This window comes from Nocardia sp. KT25-26 (genome assembly GCF_056627695.1).
Genome location: NZ_CM152813.1, coordinates 3,058,121 through 3,081,773, shown reverse-complemented (window position 1 = coordinate 3,081,773; position 23,653 = coordinate 3,058,121). Strand labels below are relative to the sequence as shown.

Annotated in this window: 15 protein-coding genes and 1 pseudogene; 12 read left to right on the top strand and 4 right to left on the bottom strand. The window is 68.8% G+C overall.

Annotated elements, in window-relative coordinates:
• Window positions 1-301: 301 nt before the first annotated feature.
• Together AC1HFH_RS14005 and AC1HFH_RS14000 are read left to right on the top strand one after the other, a co-directional pair.
• Window positions 302-1,411 (top strand): SDR family oxidoreductase, encoded by a 1,110-nt coding sequence (locus tag AC1HFH_RS14005; RefSeq protein ID WP_480243206.1) that lies wholly within the window; start codon window positions 302-304, stop codon window positions 1,409-1,411.
• Window positions 1,408-2,610, top strand: coding sequence for a cytochrome P450 (locus AC1HFH_RS14000; protein ID WP_480243205.1), 1,203 nt, complete (start codon window positions 1,408-1,410; stop codon window positions 2,608-2,610). The genes AC1HFH_RS14005 and AC1HFH_RS14000 overlap by 4 nt, the downstream gene beginning before the upstream one ends.
• A 29-nt stretch (window positions 2,611-2,639) precedes the next feature.
• Here the strand turns inward: AC1HFH_RS14000 and AC1HFH_RS13995 are convergent, their stop codons facing one another.
• From AC1HFH_RS13995 to AC1HFH_RS13985, 3 genes are read right to left on the bottom strand one after another with little or no spacing between them, the layout of a single operon-like run.
• Window positions 2,640-3,626, bottom strand: coding sequence for an aldo/keto reductase (locus AC1HFH_RS13995; protein ID WP_480243204.1), 987 nt, complete (start codon window positions 3,624-3,626; stop codon window positions 2,640-2,642).
• 24 nt (window positions 3,627-3,650) lie between these two features.
• Window positions 3,651-5,015 (bottom strand): aldehyde dehydrogenase family protein, encoded by a 1,365-nt coding sequence (locus AC1HFH_RS13990; protein WP_480243203.1) that lies wholly within the window; start codon window positions 5,013-5,015, stop codon window positions 3,651-3,653.
• The gene (locus AC1HFH_RS13985; protein WP_480243202.1) at window positions 5,015-6,115 is read right to left on the bottom strand and encodes an AMP-binding protein; all 1,101 of its coding nucleotides are present in this window, start codon (window positions 6,113-6,115) and stop codon (window positions 5,015-5,017) included. Before AC1HFH_RS13985 ends, AC1HFH_RS13990 begins: the two co-directional genes overlap by 1 nt.
• Before the next feature lie 103 nt (window positions 6,116-6,218).
• Here AC1HFH_RS13985 and AC1HFH_RS13980 point away from each other — a divergent pair.
• The 10 genes and pseudogenes from AC1HFH_RS13980 to AC1HFH_RS13935 form a co-directional block, all read left to right on the top strand.
• Window positions 6,219-6,482: pseudogene (locus AC1HFH_RS13980) on the top strand (acyl carrier protein); the annotation flags it as partial.
• A 174-nt stretch (window positions 6,483-6,656) separates the two neighbouring features.
• The gene (locus AC1HFH_RS13975) at window positions 6,657-12,875 is read left to right on the top strand and encodes a type I polyketide synthase (protein WP_480247847.1); all 6,219 of its coding nucleotides are present in this window, start codon (window positions 6,657-6,659) and stop codon (window positions 12,873-12,875) included.
• Entirely contained in the window at window positions 12,872-13,207 is a 336-nt protein-coding gene (locus AC1HFH_RS13970; protein ID WP_480243201.1) for an acyl carrier protein, read from the top strand. The genes AC1HFH_RS13975 and AC1HFH_RS13970 overlap by 4 nt, the downstream gene beginning before the upstream one ends.
• 30 nt (window positions 13,208-13,237) lie before the next feature.
• The gene (locus tag AC1HFH_RS13965) at window positions 13,238-14,485 is read left to right on the top strand and encodes a wax ester/triacylglycerol synthase domain-containing protein (protein WP_480243200.1); all 1,248 of its coding nucleotides are present in this window, start codon (window positions 13,238-13,240) and stop codon (window positions 14,483-14,485) included.
• Between the two features lies 1 nt (window position 14,486).
• Window positions 14,487-16,106, top strand: a complete 1,620-nt coding sequence (locus tag AC1HFH_RS13960; RefSeq protein WP_480243199.1) for an AMP-binding protein — start codon at window positions 14,487-14,489, stop codon at window positions 16,104-16,106.
• A gap of 38 nt (window positions 16,107-16,144) precedes the next feature.
• Window positions 16,145-17,347 carry an acyl-CoA dehydrogenase family protein gene (locus AC1HFH_RS13955; RefSeq protein WP_480243198.1) on the top strand — a complete coding sequence of 401 codons (1,203 nt, stop codon included), beginning with the start codon at window positions 16,145-16,147 and terminating at the stop codon, window positions 17,345-17,347.
• A 51-nt stretch (window positions 17,348-17,398) separates the two neighbouring features.
• A complete protein-coding gene (locus tag AC1HFH_RS13950; protein ID WP_480243197.1) occupies window positions 17,399-17,725 on the top strand; it encodes a hypothetical protein in 327 nt (108 codons plus the stop codon).
• A 90-nt stretch (window positions 17,726-17,815) separates the two neighbouring features.
• Window positions 17,816-20,059, top strand: coding sequence for an ATP-binding protein (locus AC1HFH_RS13945; protein ID WP_480243196.1), 2,244 nt, complete (start codon window positions 17,816-17,818; stop codon window positions 20,057-20,059).
• A 285-nt stretch (window positions 20,060-20,344) separates the two neighbouring features.
• Window positions 20,345-21,169, top strand: coding sequence for an IclR family transcriptional regulator (locus AC1HFH_RS13940; RefSeq protein ID WP_480243195.1), 825 nt, complete (start codon window positions 20,345-20,347; stop codon window positions 21,167-21,169).
• Between the two features lie 91 nt (window positions 21,170-21,260).
• Window positions 21,261-22,823: an FAD-binding oxidoreductase gene (locus tag AC1HFH_RS13935; RefSeq protein ID WP_480243194.1), complete on the top strand. Its 1,563-nt coding sequence runs from the start codon at window positions 21,261-21,263 to the stop codon at window positions 22,821-22,823.
• A gap of 6 nt (window positions 22,824-22,829) precedes the next feature.
• Here AC1HFH_RS13935 and AC1HFH_RS13930 read toward each other — a convergent pair whose 3' ends face one another.
• Window positions 22,830-23,648 (bottom strand): cyclase family protein, encoded by an 819-nt coding sequence (locus AC1HFH_RS13930; protein ID WP_480243193.1) that lies wholly within the window; start codon window positions 23,646-23,648, stop codon window positions 22,830-22,832.
• Window positions 23,649-23,653: the final 5 nt, after the last annotated feature.

The following is a 23,653-nucleotide window of genomic DNA, read 5'->3' as shown; positions in this document are numbered from 1 at the left end:
AGTCCCATCGGCCGCCACCTGCATGCGCAAACCGACCGCACGGGCAGTGTGGTCGGCACGGTGCGTGGCGTTGGACGATTCCGCAGCTGCGGCGCAGGTCGGCCATCGAGCGGCAGGAGATGTCGCGGACGAGATCCACATCGACACAAACCCGGCGACTCGGACTATTCGCATTAACAGGACATTCGAGCCGGTCGCACGGGAATTCCGGCGTTCCGGCCGAATCCTCGCCACGACCCGATAATCTGAATCCCGTCCGTGAACCGAAACCTGGAACTACCGGCGGTCAACGGAGGTCGGCATGTCTTCTGTTGCAGTTTCTGGTGCGACCGGATTTCTCGGTCTCCACCTCGTTCGTGAGTTGCTGGCTCGACGGCACGATCTCATCGCCCTGGTCCGCGACCCGGCCGCATTGACCCGAATCTCGAGGTTTCTCCAACTCGTCGGCGAATCGCCTCAACTGGTGGATGAACTTCCCGGCCGAATACGCATCGTCGAATCGGATGTCTCCGTGCCGGGCCTGGGACTGTCCCGCACGGACTTTCGGCGACTGGCCGACGAGGTGGACGTCGTGTGGCACTGCGCCGCCAGCACCGAACTGCACGACGACCTCGAGTCACTGCGACCGATCAACGTCGCCGGAACCCGGCATATGCTCGAACTGGCCTCCGCCGGGCAACGCAGACCGCTGCTGTGCCATGTGAGTACCGCGTTCGTGGCGGGCGCCCGTCGGGAAGGCGTCGTGTACGAGTCGGAGCTGGACGACACGTGGGGCTTCGAGAACTCCTACGAGCACTCCAAATTCGAGGCGGAGATACTCGTTCGGGACTGGTCGCGCCGCGAAGGCAGAGCGGTGGTCGTCGCCCGGCCCAGCGTCTTGGTGACCGATCGCCCGCCACATCGCGACCTGCCCGCACACACTCTGCTATCCCTGGGCCGGACCATCCGGGACAACGCCACCCGGATCACCGGAACCTCGGGAGCCGCGGTGCGTGTCGTCGGCCACCCGCAGGGGCATCTGAACTTCCTGCCGGTGGAGAGCGCCGCCCGGACCATGGCCCGGATGACCGATGCCGAACACCCACGGCGGATTTCGACCTATCACGTCGTACACGGGCACGACGTCTCCGTACGCGTCCTGATGGACCTGATGCAGACCCTGGCCCCGGTGCAGATGGTGATGGAATCGGAAGCACCCGCGCACCGCACCGCGCTGGAAGCGTTCCTCGACAGGTCACCTACGGCCGCGATGCTGAGTCATCGACGCCGATACGACGACACCCGGACCCTGTCGCTTCTCGGCCCGCCCGCGACACCCGTACGCATCGACCTCGACTATCTGTCCGCGGGTATCGGTACCGCCTCGGCTCCGGCACGGAGCGCCGACCTCGGCGATGGGAGTTCACGATGACCGAAACCACCTATGACCTGCTCACCACCGACGCCCGCAGCGACCCCTACCCGGTGCTGAACCGACTACGCGCGGACCGGCCGGTGACCTACAGTGACCAGCTGCAGGCCTGGATCGTGACCAGCCACGCCGATGTTCGGTGCGGTCTGGCGGCGCGGATGGTGTCGGCGGACCGGATCAGCCCACGACTGGCCCAGTTCCCCGCCCTGGAGCGGGACAGGTTCGCCCCGCTGTACCGAGTATTGAGTCGTTGGCCGCTGATGCTCGACAATGCCGGCCACGCCCGGCTGCGGATGCCGATCACCCGGGCGATGACGCCGGCAACCGTGGCGAGCTTCCGGCAGCTGATCCGGCGCACCACGCACGAGATTCTGAGCGAAGCAGTCGAGCGGGGAAGCATGGACGTGATGGCGGAGCTCGCGCTTCCGCTGCCACTGTATGTGACGTCACGGATCCTCGGCGTTCCCGACGAATCGGTGTCGTTGCTGAAACGCTGCGCCGTCGACATCGTCGACTTCTTCGGCGCGGAGCCGCCCGCCTACCTGCCTCGCGCCGAGGCCGCGATGGCATCCGTGCTACACACGAGCCAACTGCTCCGCCCGCTGGTCCGCACCCGGCGCGCGGAGCCGCGCACGGACCTGCTGAGCACTCTCGCGAACGACCCGTCGTTGAGCGATGACGATATCGTCGCGGTGTGCCTGATGATGGTGTTCGCCGGGTTCGAGACGACCAGCAACCTGATCGCCAACGGAATCCTGCTGCTGCTCCGGCACCCGGATCAGTTCGCCGCCGTGCGCCGCGATCGAGATCTGATCCGCGATGCCGTTCGGGAGGCACTCCGGTACGAAAGCCCCGTGCAGCGGATCTCGCGAACGACCACCGCGGACTTCAGCTTGCGCGGGGTATCGATCGAACCGGGCAGCCTCGTCTACTTCCATGCGGGCGCGGCGAACCGAGATCCAGCGGTCTTTCCCGATCCGGACCGGTTCGACATCTGGCGCGGCAGCGATCGACACCTCGCGTTCGGATACTCGGTGCACACCTGTCCGGGAGCGACACTCGCACAGCTCGAAGCCGAGATCGTGCTCGACGAGCTGTGTCGCATCGGGCCCGGTGTGCATCTCACCGGCGAGGCCGTGCGCTGGCGAAGGAACCTGTCGGTCCGCTCGCTGGAATGCCTTCCGGTGGCATTCGACTGACCGAGGTTTCCGGCCGAGGGGCACGGGCGCTAGCGTCCCAGCTGCCGCGCCATCGCGGGGTCGCACCGCTCCCCCGCTACGGCATCGGCGGGTACGGCATTCGCCAGCTCCTCGAGATCACCGCCGGACAGAGCGATTTCGGTGGCAACCAGGTTCTGCTCCAGGTATTTCCGATGTTTGGTTCCGGGAATGGCGACCACATCCGCACCGCAATGGTGAACCCAGGCCAAGGCCAGTTGGGCCGCGGTCACGCCGTGACGATCGGCCAGCGCCCGCAATCGAGCAACGATCGGCCGGTTTCGTTCGAGATTTCCGTCGGCGAACCGTGGCTGAGTAGTCCTGCGGAAGTCCGACGGCCCGAAGTCGCCCGCCGACGTGAAGCGGCCGGTGAAGAACCCGCGACCGAGCGGGGAGGCAGCCACCGGTGTCACCCCCAGCTCGCGGCAGGTGCTGAGCACACCGTCTCGCTCGAGATCCCTGGTCCACAGCGACCACTCGCATTGGACCGCGGCGATAGGATGGACCGCATGAGCGCGCCGGATCGTCGCGGCGCCGGCCTCGGACAACCCCAACTCACGGACTTTGCCCTCTGAGACCAGCTCGGCCATGGCCGTCACGGTCTCCTCGATGGGAACGGTCGGGTCGACCCGATGCTGGTAGTACAGATCGATGTGGTCGACGCCGAGACGACGCAGTGACGCCTCGCACGCGCGCCGCACATGCCCCGCGGTGCCACACACTGTCCGGCCGTAGCCGTTCGTCTCGCGTACCAGGCCGAATTTGGTGGCGATCACCGCTTCGTCACGGCGGTCCGCGACCGCACGCCCGACCAGCTCCTCGTTGCCGCCGCGACCGTAGATATCGGCCGTATCGAGCAGCGTGGCGCGCAGGTCGAGGGCACGGTGGATGGTGGCGATGGATTCGGCATCATCTGCCGGGCCGTAGAACTCACTCATTCCTGCGCAGCCGAGACCTTGAACCCCCACAGTCAACGCACCGATCCGGTGTGTTCGCATACTCCACCTCCCGCAGGTCGAATGTCACCGCAGCACCACTTTGCTGCGCATCAGGAACTCGGCGAGGAAACCATCCGGCGGGGTTCCCGGATCCATGGCGCAAGTAGGGTGGTCGCCGATGTGCAGGTTGCCGATGGTCGGCTCCGCTACCAGCCTGCCGATCAGCTCCTCGTCCGAGGTCACCGCCGTCACGACCAGCGAGTTCCGCAGCGGCTCGATGCCGTCCGCGGGTGACCACCGCGCCACCCACACACACGGGAAAGGGAGTTCGACACCGATTTCCACCCGGCTCGCGCCGATCGATTCGAGCACCGCCGGCCGGAGCACCGCGCTGCCGTCGCCCAGGTCGGCGGCTATTCCGTCGATTCCCAGCCGGACCCGCACATCCGATCTCTGACGCATCAGGTACTGCTCGATCACCCGGGCATCGTTCGATGAGCGAACCGGCAGCACTGCCGCGTCGTCCTCGGGTGGGAGGCTGGGCAACGCAGCCAACCGCTCCGCGAGTGCCGTCGCCAGGGGCCCGGGATCTCCGTCGAGGAACACGGTGGTGGCGTTCACGCAGGCGGAACCGCCGTCGCGGGCGACGGAGTCCACAACCATATCCAGATGGTCTCGCCAGTCGCCATCGGCGAGCAGAATCTTCGATCGGCCACCGGCATGCACCCGGACGTCGGGCGCGGTCGCGTATCGCCCGGCGAGATCGGCGCCGTAGGCCACGGCCAGGTCGGCACCCTCGATCAGCGCGTCGAAGCCATCGGGCTCGGTGGGCAGCAGGGTCACCTGGTCGGCCGCGAACCCGGCGGTGCGCAAGGCTGCCACCAGGCGGTGCGGGGTGAACGGTTCCTGCCGGGCCGGTCGTACGGCGACGCGATATCCCAGCGCCAAAGCCTCGAGCCACTGCGACTGCACTGCAGGATGATTCCCGGCGGCGCCGACGGCGAGTACGTCGCCTCGTCGGACCCAGTCGATTCGCCGACACCCCGGCAGAGCCGCGTTTCCCGCACCGGCCACGGCCCCAGGAGCCACCTCCGCCACCGCGCGCTCCACCTGCTCCGCACAGTCACGAATCCACTGCGTCGCACGACGAACCGTGGAGATCGGCAGACCACCGACCCGGCAGGCCGACTGCTGGTACTCGGCCGGAGTCAGCCCGCACAGGGCGCTCGTGGCGAACAGTTCCCCGGCCCGAGCCAACGCGGCCAGGCGTTCGGCCGGCGCCGGCGTGGACGTTCGCCGCAATGCGGCCAGCGCGCGACTGACGAACACCGGCGGTGCCAGGCTCAGCTCGGCGACCGGCCGACCGGACACATCTTCGACCGGGTGCCGGGTGACGGCACGGAACGCACCCCGCGGACCGAGTACATCGAGCAGAATCGGGTCCGGCATCAATACACGCCTTCGATGACCGTTGTTCCGGCGAAGGCGGCCATGGAGGCGATATCTGCGACCGAATCGCCGAGCCGTCCAGGCGGCGGCTCGACTCGGACGGCGAGATCGCGTTCGGCGTTGTTGGGCAACAGCATCGACCGGCTGATGTGGTGCACGATCACCTGTCCTCGCTCCCCGTACGGGACCGGGATCCCGGTCCCGGGGTCGACGACCTCGAGCGAGATGTGTGGCGAGAAGGTGTCGTATACACAGGGGCCGTCGTCGGCCGGATCGGGGCGCTCGATCGTCGTGCCCAGCATCGTGACGTTGCCGTAGTAGCCGTACAGCTCGATCCCCGGGAACACCTCACTACGCAGGACTCGCCGGGTATCCGGATCCATGCGCGCACCGCCCCATACGATCAGCCGGACCTTGGCATTGATCAGCTCGACCAGTTCCTCGTGCCGGCACAGTCGTTCCAGCAGCGGCGGGGTGCAGACGAGCACTCCCACATCCTGACTGCGCAGCACGTGTGCGCTCTGCGTGGCGAGATGTTCGACGTAGCGGTCGGCCACCGCGGACTCACCCGCTCCGATCATCGCCTTGACCCATCGCGGGTCCATGTTGATACAGAATCGGACACCTCCGCGGCGGCGAACCAACTCGGCGGTCCAGTCGCCGAACAGCTGTGGTCCGCTCGGCACCAGGGTCAGCCAGTTGACACCGTGCGGGTGACCACGCGCATCCATATCCCGCATCGCCCAATCGACCACCCGGTTCATCCAGTCGGCCAGAAAAACCAAACGTTTCGGACTGCCGGTGGTCCCACCACTTTCATACACGCCGAAAACTCGGACATTTCTCCCATATCCGCGCGGAATGAGGTCCGCCACCGGCACGGTGCGCAGCTCATCGACAACATTCGGGAACCGCCGTAGGTCGGTGAAATTCCGAACATCGCGGACCGGGTCGAAATCGAGCGCCCCGATACGGTCGAGCCAGAACTTCGACCCGGTGTCCGGGGAGAAATGCCACCGCATGGCTGCGGCAAGGAACTCTGCCACGCCGGGCGTCTCACCGATCGGGGGCTCGAGAACTGAGTGCGGGAAACCTTGCATATGGATTCCTTTCGATCCCAAGTGAATCCGCCTCGGTACGCGCTACCATAGTGTTCCTGCGCGCGATTCGAACACTTTTCCGGCAAACCACGACCAATCGGTGATGTACAGGCCCACAAGGGAGTGTGCGGTGAACCGTAGCGAAGAGTCAATCGTTGCTTCAGATGGTGAGTATCCGCGAGTCGGTGCCCTCGGTTCGGATGATCCCGCACGGCGACTCACCGAACTCGTCCGAAATGCGGCCGCCCGGGCGCACGGAGCCCTCACGCCCGAAGACATCGCGATCGACCGGGCATTCTGGGACTCGGGCCTCGGATCGATCGCCGGCGTCCAGCTCGCGAACATCATGTCCGAATCACTCGGCGTGCCTGTCGAAGCGAGTGCTGTCTTCGACTACCCGACACCGCGAGCGCTCGCCGAGTATCTCCGGGATACGCTGACCGCAGGCACTCGACCGGGTCACCCGGGCCCACCCGCACCGGCGAACAGTACCGACGAGCCACTGGCCATCGTCGGAATGAGCTGCCGTCTCCCCGGTGGGGTGAGCTCTCCCGACGAACTGTGGCAGATGCTCGTCGACGAACGCTCCGCCCGCTGCCCGTTCCCCAGCGACCGGGGTTGGGACCTGGAGCACCTCTTCGACGCAGACCCGGATCATCCGGGTACCAGCTATGTGCAGCACGGTGGATTCCTCACCGATGCCGACCGATTCGATGCGGCGTTCTTCGGGATCTCACCCCGAGAAGCCCTCGTGATGGACCCGCAGCAGCGCCTGATCCTGGAGGCGGCCTGGGAGGCGATCGAACATGCCCGGATCGACCCGACCGGGCTCCGGGGCACCGGAACCGGCGTCTATCTCGGGATGACCACCTACGGATACGAGAGTTTGTCCCCCGACACCGGCCGGGCCGGCGCCTATCTCGGCGCCGCCGACTCCTTCGCGGTCACCTCGGGACGGATCGCCTACGCCCTCGGGTTCGAGGGGCCCGCACTGACGGTGGACACCGCCTGCTCGTCGTCCCTGGTGGCACTACACCTGGCGGGCCGGGCCCTGCGTGCGGGTGAGTGCTCGATGGCGCTGGCGGGCGGTGTGACGGTGATCTGCACACCGAAACCCTTCGTACAGTTCAGCAAACAACGCGGGCTGGCGCGCGATGCGCGATGCAAGGCCTTCGCCGCGTCGGCCGACGGAACCGTATGGGGCGAGGGCGTCGCGGTGCTGTTGCTGGAACGACTGGCCGATGCGCGCCGGAACGGCCACCGGGTCCTCGCCACCGTCCGCGGTTCGGCGATCAACCAGGACGGCCGCAGCAACGGCCTCACCGCGCCGCACGGGCCCGCCCAACGCCGGGTCATCGAACAAGCCCTGGCCGACGCCGGCCTCGGACCGCACGATGTCGACATGGTCGAGGCCCATGGCACCGGCACCGAGCTGGGTGACCCGATCGAAGCCCGCGCGCTGATGGCGACCTACGGCGCCGGCCGGCCGCCCGAACTGCCGCTGTGGCTGGGATCGGTGAAGTCCAATCTGACCCACACCCTGGCCGCGGCCGGCATCGCCGGCGTCATCAAGGCCGTGCAGGCGATCCGGCACGGCGTGCTGCCCAGTACCCTGCACATCGACCGGCCGGCGGAACTGGACTGGACCACCGGCGGCGTAGCACTGCTGACCGAGTCGCGGCCGTGGCCGGCTGTCGGACGCCCACGCCGAGCCGGGGTCTCCTCCTTCGGAATCAGCGGGACCAACGCACACATCATCCTGGAACAGGAACCTCCGCCGCTGGATCCGGGCAGGTCCACGCAGCGCCCGGCCCCGGAGCCCGGCACCCTTCCCGTCGTCGTATCGGGCCGCTGTGCCGCCGCGCGGTCCGCACAAGCCGCACGCCTTGCCGAGCACCTGCGTGCGCATCCGGACCTTCCGATGGTCGACATCGCCGCCTCCCTGGCGAATACCCGCACCGCATTCGCCCATCGGGCGGTAGTGCTCGCCGCCGACCGGAACGGGTACCTGGACGGCCTCGATGCCCTCGCGGCAGATCGCGAGCACCCCGGCGTGTTCGCGGCAACGGCGGCACCGGATCCCCGGGTCGCTTTCCTGTTCACCGGCCAGGGTGCCCAACGCGCACAGATGGGCCGTGAACTGTACGACCACTCCCCTGTCTTCGCGGAAGCCCTCGACGCCGCCTGCGCCCACCTCGACCCGCTGCTGGACCGGCCGTTGCTGGAAGTCCTGTTCGCCGAACCCGGCACCCCGGACGCCGAACTCCTCGACCGCACCGAGTTCACCCAACCCGCGCTGTTCGCGTGCGCGGTGGCCCTGGCGAAGCTGCTGGAGGTCGCGGGCGTTCGGCCCGACGTGCTGTTCGGACACTCCGTCGGTGAGATCGCCGCCGCGTGTCTCGCCGGCGTGTTCTCCCTCGCCGATGCCTGCACGCTGGTCGCCGCCCGGGGTCGGTTGATGCAGCAGATGCCACCGGGAGGGGCGATGCTGGCGGTCACCGCCGGAGAACACGAAGTCCGCGCGACGCTCGGTGTCGATCGCCACGACCTGGCGATCGCGGCCGTGAACGGGCCGCGGTCGGTGGTGCTGTCCGGCGACGCCGCAGCCATCAGCGACCAAGATGCCCACTGGCAGGCCCGGGGGCGCCGTACCCGGCGGCTCCGAGTCGGTCACGCCTTCCACTCGCCGCGGATGGACGGAATGCTGGGGCGGTTCCGGGATGTGGTCGAGCGCGTCACCTTCGGGGCGCCCCGGATCCCGATCGTCTCGGATGTCACCGGTGAACCGCTGACCGCCGAGCAGGCCTGCTCCCCGGACTACTGGGTCCGGCATGCGCGCGACACCGTGCGCTGCTACGACGCGCTGCAACGCATGGACGGCGACGGTGTCACCGGGTATCTCGAGGTCGGTCCGGACGGTGTGCTGACCGCACTGGCCCGGGAGTGCCTGCCGGAGGCGCAGCAACTCGGCCCGATCCTGCGGCCCGGCCGCGACGAGGCCGCTACCGTGGCCGCCACCCTGGCCCGCGCCCACAATCACGGTGTACCGCTGGATTGGGACACGCTGTTCGCGGCGCTCCGGCCGAGGCGGGTCGATTTGCCGACCTACGCCTTCCAGCGGCAGCGCTTCTGGCCGACCGGCCGAACCGGTTCGCCACCCGAACCGGGCACCCATCCGTGGCTGTCCACGCCGGTCGAGCTCGCCGGCACCGCCGGACATGTCGTCGACGGTCATTTCTTCCGCCACAGCGCCTCGTGGCTGGACGACCACACCATCCGCGGCAACACGGTGATGCCGGGTACCGCACTGCTGGATATGGCCCTGCACGCCGGCAGCCGCCTCGGCTGCGACCTGCTCGAGGAGCTGATTCTGCAGGAACCGATGCTGCTGTCGGCCGACGTCGGCATCCGAATCCAGGCCGAGATCGGCGCACCGGAGCACGGCGGCGATCGCCCGTTGACCATCTACGCCCGGCCCGATGCCGCTGCAGACGGCGCTCGACCGTGGACCCGGCACGCGACGGGGATCCTGCGCAGCGACGCTGCAGCGGTACCGGGCGAGCTGCCGTGGCCGCCGATCGATGCGGAACCGATTCCGGTGGACGAGTTGTATCGACAACTCGACGCACGGGGATTGGGTTACGGCCCGGCTTTCCGGGGCTTGCGCGCGGCCTGGCGTGCCGGCAGCGACGTGTACGTCGAAGCGGGTCTACCGGACGAGGTGACCGCCGACGGCTTCGGCATCCATCCCGCGCTCCTCGACAGCATCATGCACGCCACCCAATTCGCCGTGCCGACGGGCCTGTGGCTGCCGTTCTCCTGGAGCGGCGTGCGCCGGTTCGCTACCGCTCCCACCCGGCTGCGCGCCCGCATCCGGGTGCGGGAACCCGATCCCGGCGATTCAGTGGAGTTGTCGCTCGTCACCACCGACGAGTTCGGCCGGCCGGTGCTCGATGCCGACTCGCTGGTGCTGCGCCCGGTGCGGATGTCCGGGTCCGCGCTGTGCTCGTCCACCGAAGTCGGCGCGTGCGTGAAGCACCGGCTCGTGGCCGAGCAGACCACCGATGAGGCTCTGTTCCGGATCGACTGGGTACCCGCTCGAGCTTCCGGCGCCGGGCGATACGGCGCGGCCGGCGGATTCACCGTCCTCGGTACCGACCGGATCGGTGTCACCGAGGCCCTCACGGGTAACGGGCACTCGCCCCGGACCGCGCCCGACTGGCAGACCTTGGCCCTGGCCGTGGCCGCCGGTGCGCCGGCGCCCGAGATGGTGTTGATCCCCTGTTCCGGCCCGGACGGTAGCGGCGCCAACCCGATCGAGACAGGGCATGCCGAAACCGCCCGAATCCTGAGCCTGCTCCGATCCGTGCTCGACGACGACCGTTTCACCGGGACCCGGCTCGCAATCGTCACCTGTGATGCGGTAGCGGTAACACCCGGCGACGCCGTCACGGATCTCGCCTGCGCGACGATCTGGGGCCTGGTCCGCACCGCGCAGACCGAGAATCCGGACCGGATTCTCCTGGTGGATGTAGACCGGGGCACCGGTTCGCCCGGGGCGCTCGCGACGGCGCTGTCCACCGGGCAGGCACAGGTAGCGACCCGATCCGGCGCCGTGTATGTGCCACAGCCGGCTCGGGCGCACTCCGGGACCGCCGATCTGCGTCCCCCGGAGGACAGCTCCGCGTGGCGCCTGCATCAACAGGAGCCCGGCGACCTCGACCGGTTCGAGCTGGTCGCCGACGCCGGCAACACTCTGGCGCCGGGCCGGGTCCGGGTCGACGTCCGGGCGGCCGGAATCAACTTCCGCGATGTCCTGGTCGCCCTGGATATCTACCCGGGTCCGTCGAGCATGGGCCGAGAGGCGGCCGGTGTGGTCACCGAGGTCGGCCCCGACGTCGCCGACCTCTCGATCGGCGATCGAGTGATGGGCGTGGTCGACGGTGCATTCGCAACGCAGGTCGACGCCGATCACCGCTGCCTGACCCGGATCCCGGCCGGCTGGTCGTTCGCCCAGGCGGCGGCCTTCCCGGTGGCCTTCCTCACCGCATACCACGCCTTGGTGGAGCTGGCCCGGCTCGGTCCGGGCGAGTCGGTGCTGATCCATTCGGCCGCCGGTGGGGTGGGCATGGCGGCCGTGCAGCTGGCCCACCATCTCGGTGCCGAGGTGTTCGTCACGGCCAGCCCCGGCAAATGGGAAGCCCTGCACCGGTCGGGTATCGACGATCGGCACATCTGTTCCTCCCGCACCCTCGACTTCGAGGACCATATCCGGCAGGTGACGGACAGCCGCGGCGTCGACGTGGTCCTCAACGCCCTCTCCCGCGAGTTCACCGATGCGTCGCTGCGCCTGTTGTGCCCGGGCGGGCGGTTCCTGGAGATGGGCAAGACCGACCTCCGCAACCCCGAGACGGTGACCGCTGCACATCCCGGCGTCAGCTACCGTCCGTTCGATCTCGCCGACCTGGAGCCGGACCGGGTCGCCGAGTTGTTCCGCGCACTGCAGGACCTGATCGCCGTCGGCGTGATCGGCCCCTTGCCGGTCCGCGGCTGGGATGTCCGGCGGGCCGGCGAAGCACTCCGGTATGTCAGCAATGCTCGGCACATCGGGAAAGTCGTGCTGACTTTCCCGGTACGACCCGATCCGGAACGCACCGTATTGATCACCGGAGGCACCGGCACGCTCGGCGCCGAGATAGCCCGGCACCTGGTGACCGGCCACGGGGCCCGGAATCTGGTGCTCGCGTCCCGCAGCGGATCCGCCAGCGAATCTGCCTCGGCGCTCGTGACCGAGATGTCCGCGCGCGGCGTACACCTGCGCATCGTCTCCTGCGATGTCTCGGTGCGCGCGCAGGTGGCGGACCTGGTGGCCTCCATACCCACGCTCGGTATGGTCGTCCACGCCGCGGGCACCGTGGCGGACGGCACCGTGGAATCGATCGGCATCGAACAACTGGACCGCGTGCTGCGCCCGAAACTGGACGCTGCCGTGCATCTGCACGAACTGACCCGAGATCTCGACCTCGCCGAGTTCGTACTGTTCTCCTCCGCCGCGGGTGTATTCGGCAACGCCGGACAGGCGAACTACGCCGCCGCGAATGCGTTTCTGGATGCCTTGGCCTGCCATCGCCGGGCTGCCGGTCTACCCGCCCACGCCATCGCTTGGGGCCTGTGGGAAGCTCCGTCACCCATCAGCAGCGGTCTGGGATCGGTCGACCGTCGGCGTGCAGCCCGCGCCGGTATGGTACCGCTGTCCACCGCCGACGGTCTTGCGCTGTTCGACGCAGCGCGAGCCGGGACCACCGCGGTGACGATCGCGGCCCGCTGGCACCCGGCCGGTCCACCGGAATCCGGCGTCGGGACCGCGCCGGGGCGCTACGACTCGGGCTCCGTACCCGAGTCCAGCCGCGGAACGGATACCACTCGTGCCCGACAACACCGGAACGGAACGGACTCCTTGGCGACCCGGTTGGCTGCGGCAACCGAGCCCGAACGAGATCGCCTCCTGCTCGATCTCGTTCGCGCCCAGGCAGCCGACGTCCTCGGCCACCCGGACGGGCACATGATCGCCGACGGCGAGAATTTCCGGGATCTCGGTTTCGACTCCCTGACCACCGTCGAGCTTCGCAACCGCCTGAATCGACTGACCGGCCTGCACCTGCGCACCGACGCGTTGTTCGACCACCCCGACGCCGCCTCCCTGGCTCGACGAGTGGCCGAGGAGCTTCGGCACCGCTCTCCGGCCGCGTCCGGGCAATGACCCTCGACCCCGACCACCAGCGGACGAAACCCATGCAACGGACGAATGTCGAAGGGAGAAAGAGTATGTCGAGCTGGCTTACCGACGATTTGCGCAACATCCTCGAGGAGGACCTCGCCATGGATGCCGACCGCATCGAAGCAGATGATCGACTGGTCGAAGATCTCGGCATGGACTCCGTGGCCTTCGCGATCGCGCTCGTCGCGGTCGAGGACCGGACCGGGCTGCAGTTGTCCGGGGACCAGCTCCTGGAATGCCGAACGATGGGCGACGTCGCCGACCTGATCCACCGTTCACTCGCCGGCGAATCCGGCCACCCAGTGGATATCTGACGTTTCGCCGCCCGGCCGAGAGGAACCGTCATGCCGACCGAAATCGCATTGTCCAGCCTCGATATTCCACATCTGCGGATGGATGCACCGGAGCATCCCGCGAATTGGGTTCTGATGCTCGAATTGGCGCCGGAGGGCAACCCTGTCCACATCGACGAGGTTCGTGCTCGCATTGCGCAGCGAGTCCATGAGGGAACCCTCTACCGGCTGGCTCTACCGGAACACCCGCAGCGCCGGCCCCGATTCCGGCTCACCGCCGGCATCGATGCGGCCGATCATGCATCGGAGTGCCGGGTGCCGGATCGCGCGGGGATGCTCGGGCGGCTGGAATCATTGTCGGCGACTCCGATGCGCCGCGATATCCCGCCGTGGGATTTCACCCTGGTCCACCGGCAGGACACCGGGAACCAGACGATCCTGATCCGCGGACATCACGCACTGTCGGATGGGTTGGGCGCGGCCGGGTTCGCCGCACTGCTCGTCGACACCGCATCCGGAACCACCCGTGAGTACCGGCGCTTCGTCGATTCACCGCGTTTCGAATCCGAACCCGTGAATTCGGCCACGGCACTGGCTGCCGGGGCTCGCAGCGCTCGACGCACCCGTCCCCGCAACGGGTACCGTTCACCGGTACGCCCGCCGGGTACGCGAGCCGTCCGCCGCGTCGCCGACTTCGCGGTACCGACCGGGACGGTACGGAGGCAGGGGCTGAAGCTGGCCGCCTCGACCCAGGAGTTCCTGTTCGCTGCCGCTGCACTCGCCTATGCCCGGGCCTTCCCGGAGCGTTCCGGGCAGTCCCTTCGCCTGATGGTTCCGGTGTCGTTGGATCGCGGACTGGCGCACACCGGCAACGCCGCGTCTCTGGCACTGCTCGAACTGTCCGAGCTGCCGCGGTCGGTGCCGGAAGGGGTTCGTGCGGTGCAGTCGGCATTGCGCGCCGCGGACCCACAGCGCCAGGCCCGCGATGTGCCGGCGACCTCACGCGGTTTGAGCTATCTACCATGGCGCACCCAGGTGTCCATGACCAGGCGGCTGACGGCCGACAGCTGGGACCTGGCTGTCGGAGTCAATCCCGCCTTCACCCCGGAGACCCGGGTCCTGGGCCGCGAGGTGTGCAACCTCGTCGGCTTTCCACCACCGCTGGGCAACAAGCTGACCGTCTCCGCGCTGATACTTCGGGACCGGGTCACGGTCGGGGTGATCGCGGATCCCGCGGTGTCTCCCGGTTTCGACCCCTTCGCCCGGCAGCTGCGTGATCTCGTGGCCGAGACGGTCTGACGTGCCCACCGCATTCATCAGGGAGCCCGGCCTCGGCCTGGTCGAGACCGTCGACCGGACGATGCGATCGAGCCGCAGGTCGCTGCTTGTATTGGATCCGGAATCACGTGAGTGGCGCCGTAGCTCCTGGGCCGAGGTCCGCGACTCGGGACTCCGCGTCACGACGGCCGTACTCGCTTCCGGCACCGGACTGCGACAGCCGGTGGCGATCGCCGGAACAACCACCACCGAGATACTCGCCGCCGTGTTCGGCAGCTGGGCCGCGGGCCGGCCGACGACGGTGGTACCGATGCCCCCGCGCGGGAGTGACCCCCAGTGGTGGGCGACATCGACGATCCGGCGGCTGCACGCGCTGGACTGCGGCATGGTATTCGCACACGGTCCGGTCCTCGACCTGTTGCGGGAGATTTCGGGGCGGATCCCGATCCTGGATCTGGCCCCCACCGCCGTCCGAAGCTGGACTCCGGCGCCGGGACCGTGCCGGGTTCCGGCGGAACATCCCGCAGTCCTGCAGGGCACCGCGGGCTCCACCGGCACCCCCAGGACGGCAGTCCTGTCGCACGGAGCGGTGCTCGATCACCTCTGGAGTCTGTGTGGCCGGGTCGGCGCCGGGAGTGACGATGTGCTGTGCTCGTGGCTGCCGATGTATCACGACATGGGTCTGACGCTCGCGCTCTGTGGCATGGCGGGCGACCTCACGACCTGGATCGCGCCCACCGAGGCGTTCGCGGGCATGCCGTTCGACTGGCTGCGCTGGCTGACCGTCAGTTCTGCGACGATCACCGCCGCCCCGAACTTCGCCTACAACCTGATCGGGCGATACGCACGACGGGTGAACCAGGTGGATCTCGGTGCGCTCCGGTACGTGATAAACGGCGGGGAACCGATCGACTGCCACGGCATGCAGCGCTTCGCAGAACAGATGGGGCGGTTCGGTCTGGCACCGGACGCTCTCGCACCTTCCTACGGGTTGGCCGAGGCCACCTGTGCGGTGACGGCACCGGATCCCGGTCTGGGTCTCCGGACCGATGAGGTGCCCGCAGCGCCGTACCGCACCACCCGGATGCATCGGTACGCGCTGCTCGGGCGGCCGCTCGACGGTGTGGAGGTTCGCATCGCCGATGCGCTACCGGAGACGCCGGTCGTCGCCGGACGCCGGATCGGACCGGTGGAGGTCCGCGGAGCTTCGATGTTCAGCGGATACGCCGACGAACCGACGGCCGTCCACACGGCGGACTGGACCGCGACCGGCGATATCGGATACACAGTCGACCACGAGCTGGTGGTGTGCGGGCGGTCCAAAGAGATACTCACCATCGCCGGGCGAAACGTCTTCCCCCACCATGTCGAACGGGTCGCAGCGCTGGTCCCCGGCGTCCGCGACGGCGGCGTCGTCGCCACGATGGCCGACCGGGACACCGGAACACGATCACCCCGTCTGCTGGTGGTCGCCGAATGCAGCGGAAAACGAACGACCGGCACCGTGGACCGGATCATCGGTGCCGTGACCGCCGAATGCGGCGTCGTTCCGGAGCAGGTGGTGCTGGTGAAACCGGGCGATTTGCCCCGGACCACCTCCGGGAAACTGCGAAGACTCCAGACAGCCGCCAGGTTCTCGTAAACGCGCCCGAGGATCGTACGAGCACAGGAGGCCCGGACATGCACCGTCACCCGGCGACCGACGACGACCGGCCAGCCGGCTTCGACGCAACGGTCGACGCCGTGCTCGACCACCGATTCCACGCAGCCGTGGCACAGGCCGAACGCCGTGGCATCTTTCCCAGGGATGTCCTCGCCCGGCTCGGGGAGGCGGGAGTGTTCGTCGAGAAGTGGGCCACCGGGCACCGGTTCCGGCTCGCCGAACTGGTTCGGCTGTACACCGCGCTCGGTGCGGCCGGATCCGGCGGGGTCAGTGTCGGTGTGAGCCTGCATGATTCGGCGCTGGCGATCCTGTACCGGTTCGCTCGTTCGGATCACCTGCGGTCCGTCTGCACTGCCGCGACCGCCGGGTCCACTGTGCTCTGCATCGGAGCTTCGGAGCACACCGGAGGGTCCGATCTCCAAGCCGTTCGGACAACGGCGGTCCGCGATGGCTCCGGGTATGTGCTGACCGGGAAGAAGGCCTTCGTTTCCTTGTCGGCCGTCGCCGATTTCGCTCTGGTACTCGCCCGATGTGGAACGCGGGAAGGCGAGAACGGCTCGGGTGGACTCGCGCTGTTCGCCCTGCCTCTGTCGTCGGCGTCGGTCGGAAAGCCGTACGACAAGCTGGGAGCGAGAGCCCTCGATACCGCCCCGATCGAATTCGACACCTGGCTACCCGGGGAAGCTCTCGTGGGGCGGCCCGGTCTCGGTCTCGCGGCCATCACTTGGGGCCTGACCCACGAGCGCCTGTCCATCGCCGCACAGATCGCCGGTGCCTGCAGCCGAGTTCTCGGCCTCACCGCTGCCCGGATGATGCGGCGGGAACAGTTCGGCAGACCACTGTTCGGGCATCAGGCCCTCCGCCTGCGCGTGGCCGACCTCCAGGCCAGGGTCGACGTGCTGCGGCTCGCACTTCAGGGGCTCGTGGCCGGCGAGCAGGTGGATGCCAGGACCGCGGCCGGCCTGAAGGTCACCGCCGCTCGGCTGGGTCAGGAGGTCTTCGGTGAATGCCTCCACATCTTCGGTGGCGCCGGCTATCTGACCGAGGCGACCCCGCTCGCCACCTGGTGGCAGGACATGCGGCTGTCCCGGATCGGCGGCGGGACCGACGAAGTTCTCTGGGAGCTCGTCGCCGCCGGGATGACGCCGGACTTCGACCGGTACCACGCACTGTTCGGTGCGAACGACGACCACATATCCACGGAAAGACCGCTCTTGTGATCAGCACGTTCTCCACACGAAGTCCGTGAACACCTACGGAAAGGATCGAACATGATCACGACCACTTTCACCCGCACCGGATTTGCTGCAGCACTCGGCCTGCTGGCACTCACCGTCGCACCGGCCCCAACTGCGACGGCTGTCGAACTACGATATTGGTTCCGATGCGACGAAGTGGCAGACCATACCCACAACTGGCAGTGGAGCCAGTCCGTGGAAGGCTGGGGCTGCGTTACTCCTTTCGGTGTCCCGGAACCGCAACTCCTCGAGGATCCGATCCGAATCGAACGCCAGGCCGACGGTATGACCTGGGAATGCTCCAGCGGTCGGGTGTACGAGGACGCCTGGGTCACTGGCGTGTTCTGCGAGCCTGTGTAGGGCCGGACCCGCGGACCGGCCCACCACTGCCGCCCTGCGTGCGAGAGTAGGAACGTGGGCAGGTGTGGTTCCGGGAACCTCCCGACGGAAGTGACCAGTCTGGTCGGCCGTGACGGCGAGGTCGCGGTGGCGCGCAAGCTGCTGGGCGAGGCTCGGCTGCTGACGTTGACCGGAGTGGGCGGCGTCGGCAAGACCCGGTTGGGGCGGCGGGTCGGCGAAACCGTGCAGCGCGCCTTCCCCGATGGTGTGTGGCTGGTCGAGCTGGCGCAGGTCAGCGACCCGGACCTGGTGGCGGCTACCGTGGCGCGGACACTCGGCCTGCGCGACGACACCACGGCACCGCTGACCGTGCTCGTCGACTTCCTGGCCGACCGTGGCCTCCTGTTGATCCTGGACAACTGCGAGCATGTGATCGGTGCGTGCGCGGAGCTCGCGGACCGGGTGCTGCCGGCGACCACCGGTCTGCGGATCCTGGCGACCAGCCGCGCACCGCTGGGTGCGCCGGGTGAGCAGGTGCTGCCGGTGCCGCCACTGTCGGTGCCGGACCCCGCCGCCGGCATTCTCGACAGCCCGGCAGCCCAGTTGCTCGTCGAACGCGCCACCGCGGCGAACCCCGGTTTGCGGCGGACCCCGGCCGACGAGGTGGCGCTGGCCGAGATCTGCCGGCGCCTCGACGGGATTCCGCTCGCACTCGAGCTGGCGGCGCTGCGGATGCGGATGTTCACTCCCGACCAGGTGCTCTCCCGGCTCGACGACGCCATGGAGTTACTCACCACCGGTCCGCGGACCGCGCCGCCCCGGCAGCAGACCTTGGCGGCGGCGATCCGCTGGAGCTACGACCTCTGCAGTCCCGACGAGCAGCTGCTGTGGGAGCAGTTGGCGGTCTGCGCGGGTGGCTGCGACGTCGAGGCGGTCGAGTCGGTCGGCCGGGTGGGTTCGCCGACTGCCCTGCTGGCCGCGCTGACCGGGTTGGTGGACAAGTCGGTCCTGGTATACGGGCCGGGATCCGACGGGAGCGGGCGATACACGATGCTCGAACCGCTCCGGCAGTTCGCCCTGGACCGGATACGGACCCGCGGCGCCGAGCACGAGGTCCGTGTACGCCACCGCGAGTACTACCACGCGCTGGCCCGGCGCGGCCGCACCGACTACTGGAGCGCCACCGACGTCGACTGGTTCCGGACGGTCACCCGAGAACATGCCAATCTCCGTGCGGCGCTTCAGTTCTGCCTGGAAGAACCGGACGGCGCCGAGCAGGCGCTGCAGATCGCGGCGGAGCTGTGGCCGTTCTGGGAACACTGCCATCTGCTGCTGGAGGGCTACCACTGGCTGTCCGAGGCATTGGCGAGAACCACCGCACGCACCGTCGACCGGGCCCGGGCGCTGGCCGCTACCTCGGTGATCGCAGCGATGCTGTCCGACACCGAGAAGGCCACCGAATCGGTCGATGCCAGTGCCGAGATCGCCCGCGAGGCGGGATCGCCGGCAGTCCTCACCGAAGCCGAGATGGCCCGCGCGGTACTTGTCTTCGGCTCCGGCGACCTGCGGGCCGCATTGGACATCGCCGTCGCTTCGGCGAGGAGCGCACGGGAGTGCGCTCATCCGCGGGTGGAGCTGGAGAGCCTGGCGTTCGGCGCCGTCTGCGCATTGGCACTCGACGACCCGGTCGCTTCGACAATGACGGAGCGACTGCTGACGCTCACCACCGAACACGGCTCCCATCTGCTCGGCGGGCTCGCCCACTGGTCCGTCGGCACCTTGTACTGGCGCGCCGGCGATCTGCCCGGTGCGGTGGCGGCGCTGCGCCGATCGATCGAGCTGTTCCGGCTCTTCGACCGCTGCGCCTGGATCGCGACCAGTGTGGACGGGCTGGCCTGGGCGGCGGCCGCCGAGGGCGACCCGGTCCGCGCGGCCCGCCTGATGGGCGCCGCGTCCGCGGTCCGGCAGGGCAGCTCGCAGCGCCTCGCACACGCGATGACTCACCTGATCGGTCAGCAGGTTCGCGAAGGTGTCCGCGCCGTTCTCGGTGAGCAGAAGTTCGGTACCTGTTTCGAATCCGGCGCCGCGCTGCCGCTCGACGAAGCCCTCGACTACGCGATGGGTGCGGTGCCGTCCCCGGCGACCCCCGCCGAGCCGACCGGACCCGAGGTCTTGACCCGGCGCGAGCGCCAGGTCGCCCGGCTGGTCGCCCGGGGGTACGGAAACCGCCGGATCGGGCAGGAACTGGTGATCTCGGTCCGCACCGCGGAGAGCCACGTCGACCACATCCTCACCAAGCTCGGGTTCACCTCCCGCGCGCAGATCGCCGCCTGGGCCGGCCGGAACTCCCCGTGACCTACCGCACCCGCGGACTACCACGCGGTGCGGTCTCGGTGCGGGATGTCGGCTCCGGTTCGTCCGGCCGGTCCCGGAACGCCGCAATGCCGAGTACCAGGCGCGTCACCGGACGAACCGGCACCGTCGATTTCCGGACCGGCCGGGCCGGGCGGTACCGATGGTCCGCCCGGTCCGTACCCGGAGGTTCCGTAGTCCGCGGACGATCTCCGTAGTTTCCCGGATTCCCGCACCCGGATTCGACGACATGGTGGGAGGACCCAGCGAGCAGCAGTGAGGTGAACCATGACGGTCGACCTGCCCGTCCGCCCCCGATCCGGTTCGCAGCCGGCATCGATGATCGAGCGGATGACCCTCATTCTGGAGGCGTTCGACGGCCCCGCCCCGGTGCGTACCCTGCACGAGGTCGCCGGTCACACCGGACTGCCGCGTTCCAGCGTGCACCGGATCATCGATCAGATGGTCCGCCTGCGCTGGCTGGCCCATGCACCCGGCGGATACCGGCTCGGCACCCGGGCACTCGAGCTCGGCGGCCTCGCCGTCGAACACAATGACCTCCGGGACGCGGTGAGCCCACTGCTACACGAAGTGGCCCGGCGGACCGGCCTGATCGCGCACCTCGGTGTGCTCGACGGCCCCGAAGTGCTCCTGGTCGACAAAGCCGTCGGTCGTTGCCGAGACGCCCTCCCCACCCGGCTCGGTGGCCGAATGCCCGCACATTGCACCGCCGTCGGCAAAGCGCTGCTGGCCACCCTCGAGCCGGCGGTCGTCGAGCTGGCGTTCCGGGAGCGGCTGCCGCAACTCACCACACGCACCATCGGACACCGCAGCGCACTACAACGCGAACTCGGCCGCATCCGCGAGCACCGCGGGATCGCCCTCGACCGGGAGGAATCGCTGGCCGATGTCGTATGCACAGCGGCACCGATCGGGGTCCGGATGCACGGTGCCGTGGCTGCCCTGTCGCTGTCGGGCCGGACCGGCGGGGCCCGCCCTCCTTCGACGAGCCGGTTGGCCGAAATCCTCGTCGCCACTACCGACGAGGCCACGAAAGTCGTCGCCGCGCGCAGTGGTCGCCCGCGGGCGGTGGATCGACGTCGACCGGCCTGACCCGGTCCCCCGCCGCCCGCGCGAACCTCCCGCCGCCGCGCCCACGGTTCGGCTAGTGTCCCGTCCAATGTTGCTGGGCGGAAGGACCCCGATGTCGATCTCACGTCGGAAACTGATCGGTGCGGCAGTAGCCGGCGGAGCGTTCATGGCGCTCGGGCGGCCGGTCGCGCACGCCGCGCCGCGCGTTCTCGGCCCCGGCGACGTCGACTATCACCTGCTGAGTCTGCGCGGCTACAACCGGCGTTTCCAGGCCCGGCCCGCCGCGATCTACCTGCCGACCACGGCGGATGAGGCCCGCGACGCGGTCGCGGCGGCAGTGCGCAACCGGTCACCGATCGCGGCGCGCTCCGGGGGCCACTGCTTCGACGATTTCGTCGACAACACCGAGACCGGGTCGATCATCGACCTCGACCGGCTCGACACGGTGTACTGGGACGACGAGCACCGCGCGTTCTCCGTCGGCGCGGGCGCCGATATCGGCACCGTGTACGAAGCGCTGCACCGCTGGGGCGTCACCGTACCGGGCGGGATCTGTCTCGGTGTCGGGATGGGCGGCCACATCTGCGGTGGTGGGTACGGTCCGCTCTCGCGGCGGTTCGGGCTGGTCGCCGACCATCTGGCGGGCGTCGAAGTGGTGACCGTCGACGCCGACGGCGCCGCGAGAGTCGTGGTCGCACAACGAGACGGGCCGAATCACGACCTGTGGTGGGCGCATACCGGGGGCGGTGGCGGAAACTTCGGGGTGGTGACCCGGTTCCTGCTCCGCTCCCCCGGCGCGGACGGCGCCGGCCCCGCGGGTGCGCTGCCGATGGCGCCGCGCGGCATGCTCAATGCCCGGCTGATTCTGCCGATCACCACCGAGGATTCGTTCGTCCGGTTCGTCGGCAACTATCTGCGCTTCTTCGAACTGCACAGCGCCCCGGACGACATCTACGCCGGGCTGTACGCGCCGTTGATGATCCGGACCACCGGTACCGGCGCGGCCGAACTGCTGATCCTTCTCGACGCCGGCACACCCGACGCCCACACCCGGTTCGACGAATTCGTCGCCGCGGTGACCGACGGCGTGTTCCCGCCACCGATTCGGCTTCCCGGTGCCGAACTGTCCTACCCGGACACCGTACGTCAGGTGTACTACCCGAAGACCGTGAGCTCGGTACGGGTCAAAGTGAAGGCCGCCTTCCTGCGTAAGGCATACACGCCCGAGCAGCTCCGCATCTTCTACCGGTACCTCACCGATCTGCGATTCCTCGGCGAATCCCAGCTCGAGTTCCTGCCGTTCGGCGGCGCGATCAATGCCGTCGCCGGGGACAGGACGGCGATGCCGGCCCGGGATTCGTTCATGCAGATGCTGATCCACGCATCCTGGCGGCTACCGTCCGACGACGACCGGTATCTGCGGTGGGCCCGGGAGATGTTCCGGGACGTGCACGCCGATATCGGCGGGGCCCCCGTGCCGGGCGAACGCTACGGCGGCAGCTACATCAACTATCCCGACGGCGACCTTGCCGACCCCGCATGGAACACCTCCGGCCTGCCCTGGCATGCGTTCTACTATCGGGACAACTATCCGCGGCTGCGCCGGGTGAAGGCGGAGTGGGATCCGGGAAACGTTTTCGCACACCGGCTCTCGATCGGCCGCGCAGATCGGTGACCGCGGTCATGTCAGCGCGAGCACCCGGCAGGGCCCGCCGGTACCGCCCGCATGTTTCGGTGCGCCGACCACCACCGTCGCCCCTGACGGCGGCACCGACCCCAGGTGTGCGAGCATCTCCACCCCGTATCGTCCGGCGCCCAGCAGTGCGGTGTGCGCGCCGAAATCGGGATCGGCGCCGCTGTCGAGACTGAGCGTATCGACACCGGCACCGACGATTCCGTGTTCGGCGACCAGATATTCCATGGCTTCCGCCGCGAAGCCCGGCGCATGCGGCCTGCCGTTCCGATCGAGATTCAGAAACGTCGATGGTGTCCCGATCCGTCGCTGCCAGCCCGAGTTCATCGCGACGAATGCCCGCTCCGGAATCGGACCGTGCTCGGCCCGCCACCGGTCGATATCGGCCACCGTCACCATGGCGTCACTGTCGGCAGCAGCCTTCCCGCTGATATCTATGACGACGAGTGGCGCGACGAGATCCGCCACGGCCAATGTCTCGGTCGTCGTACCACCCGGTATCCGATGCGCCGGCGCATCGACGTGGGTTCCGGTGTGCTCCCAGTATCCGAGCGCGAACTGCCCGAACCCGCCCACCTCGTGCCAGGCCACCGGCACCATCGCCGCCGGTGGGCTGCCCGGCCACACGGGCAGCTGCGGCGTCAGGGTATGCGTCAGGTCGACCACGCCCCCGGATCGAGGCGCGGCGTCCGCCGCTCCCGACGCAACCGCGGCGACGGCGGTCAGACCCGCCAGACCGAGCAGCGCCCGCCGGGTCGGGCGCGGCGCACCGTCGCGGGCCAGGCGAACGATCTCCGGCGTGCACATCGGGC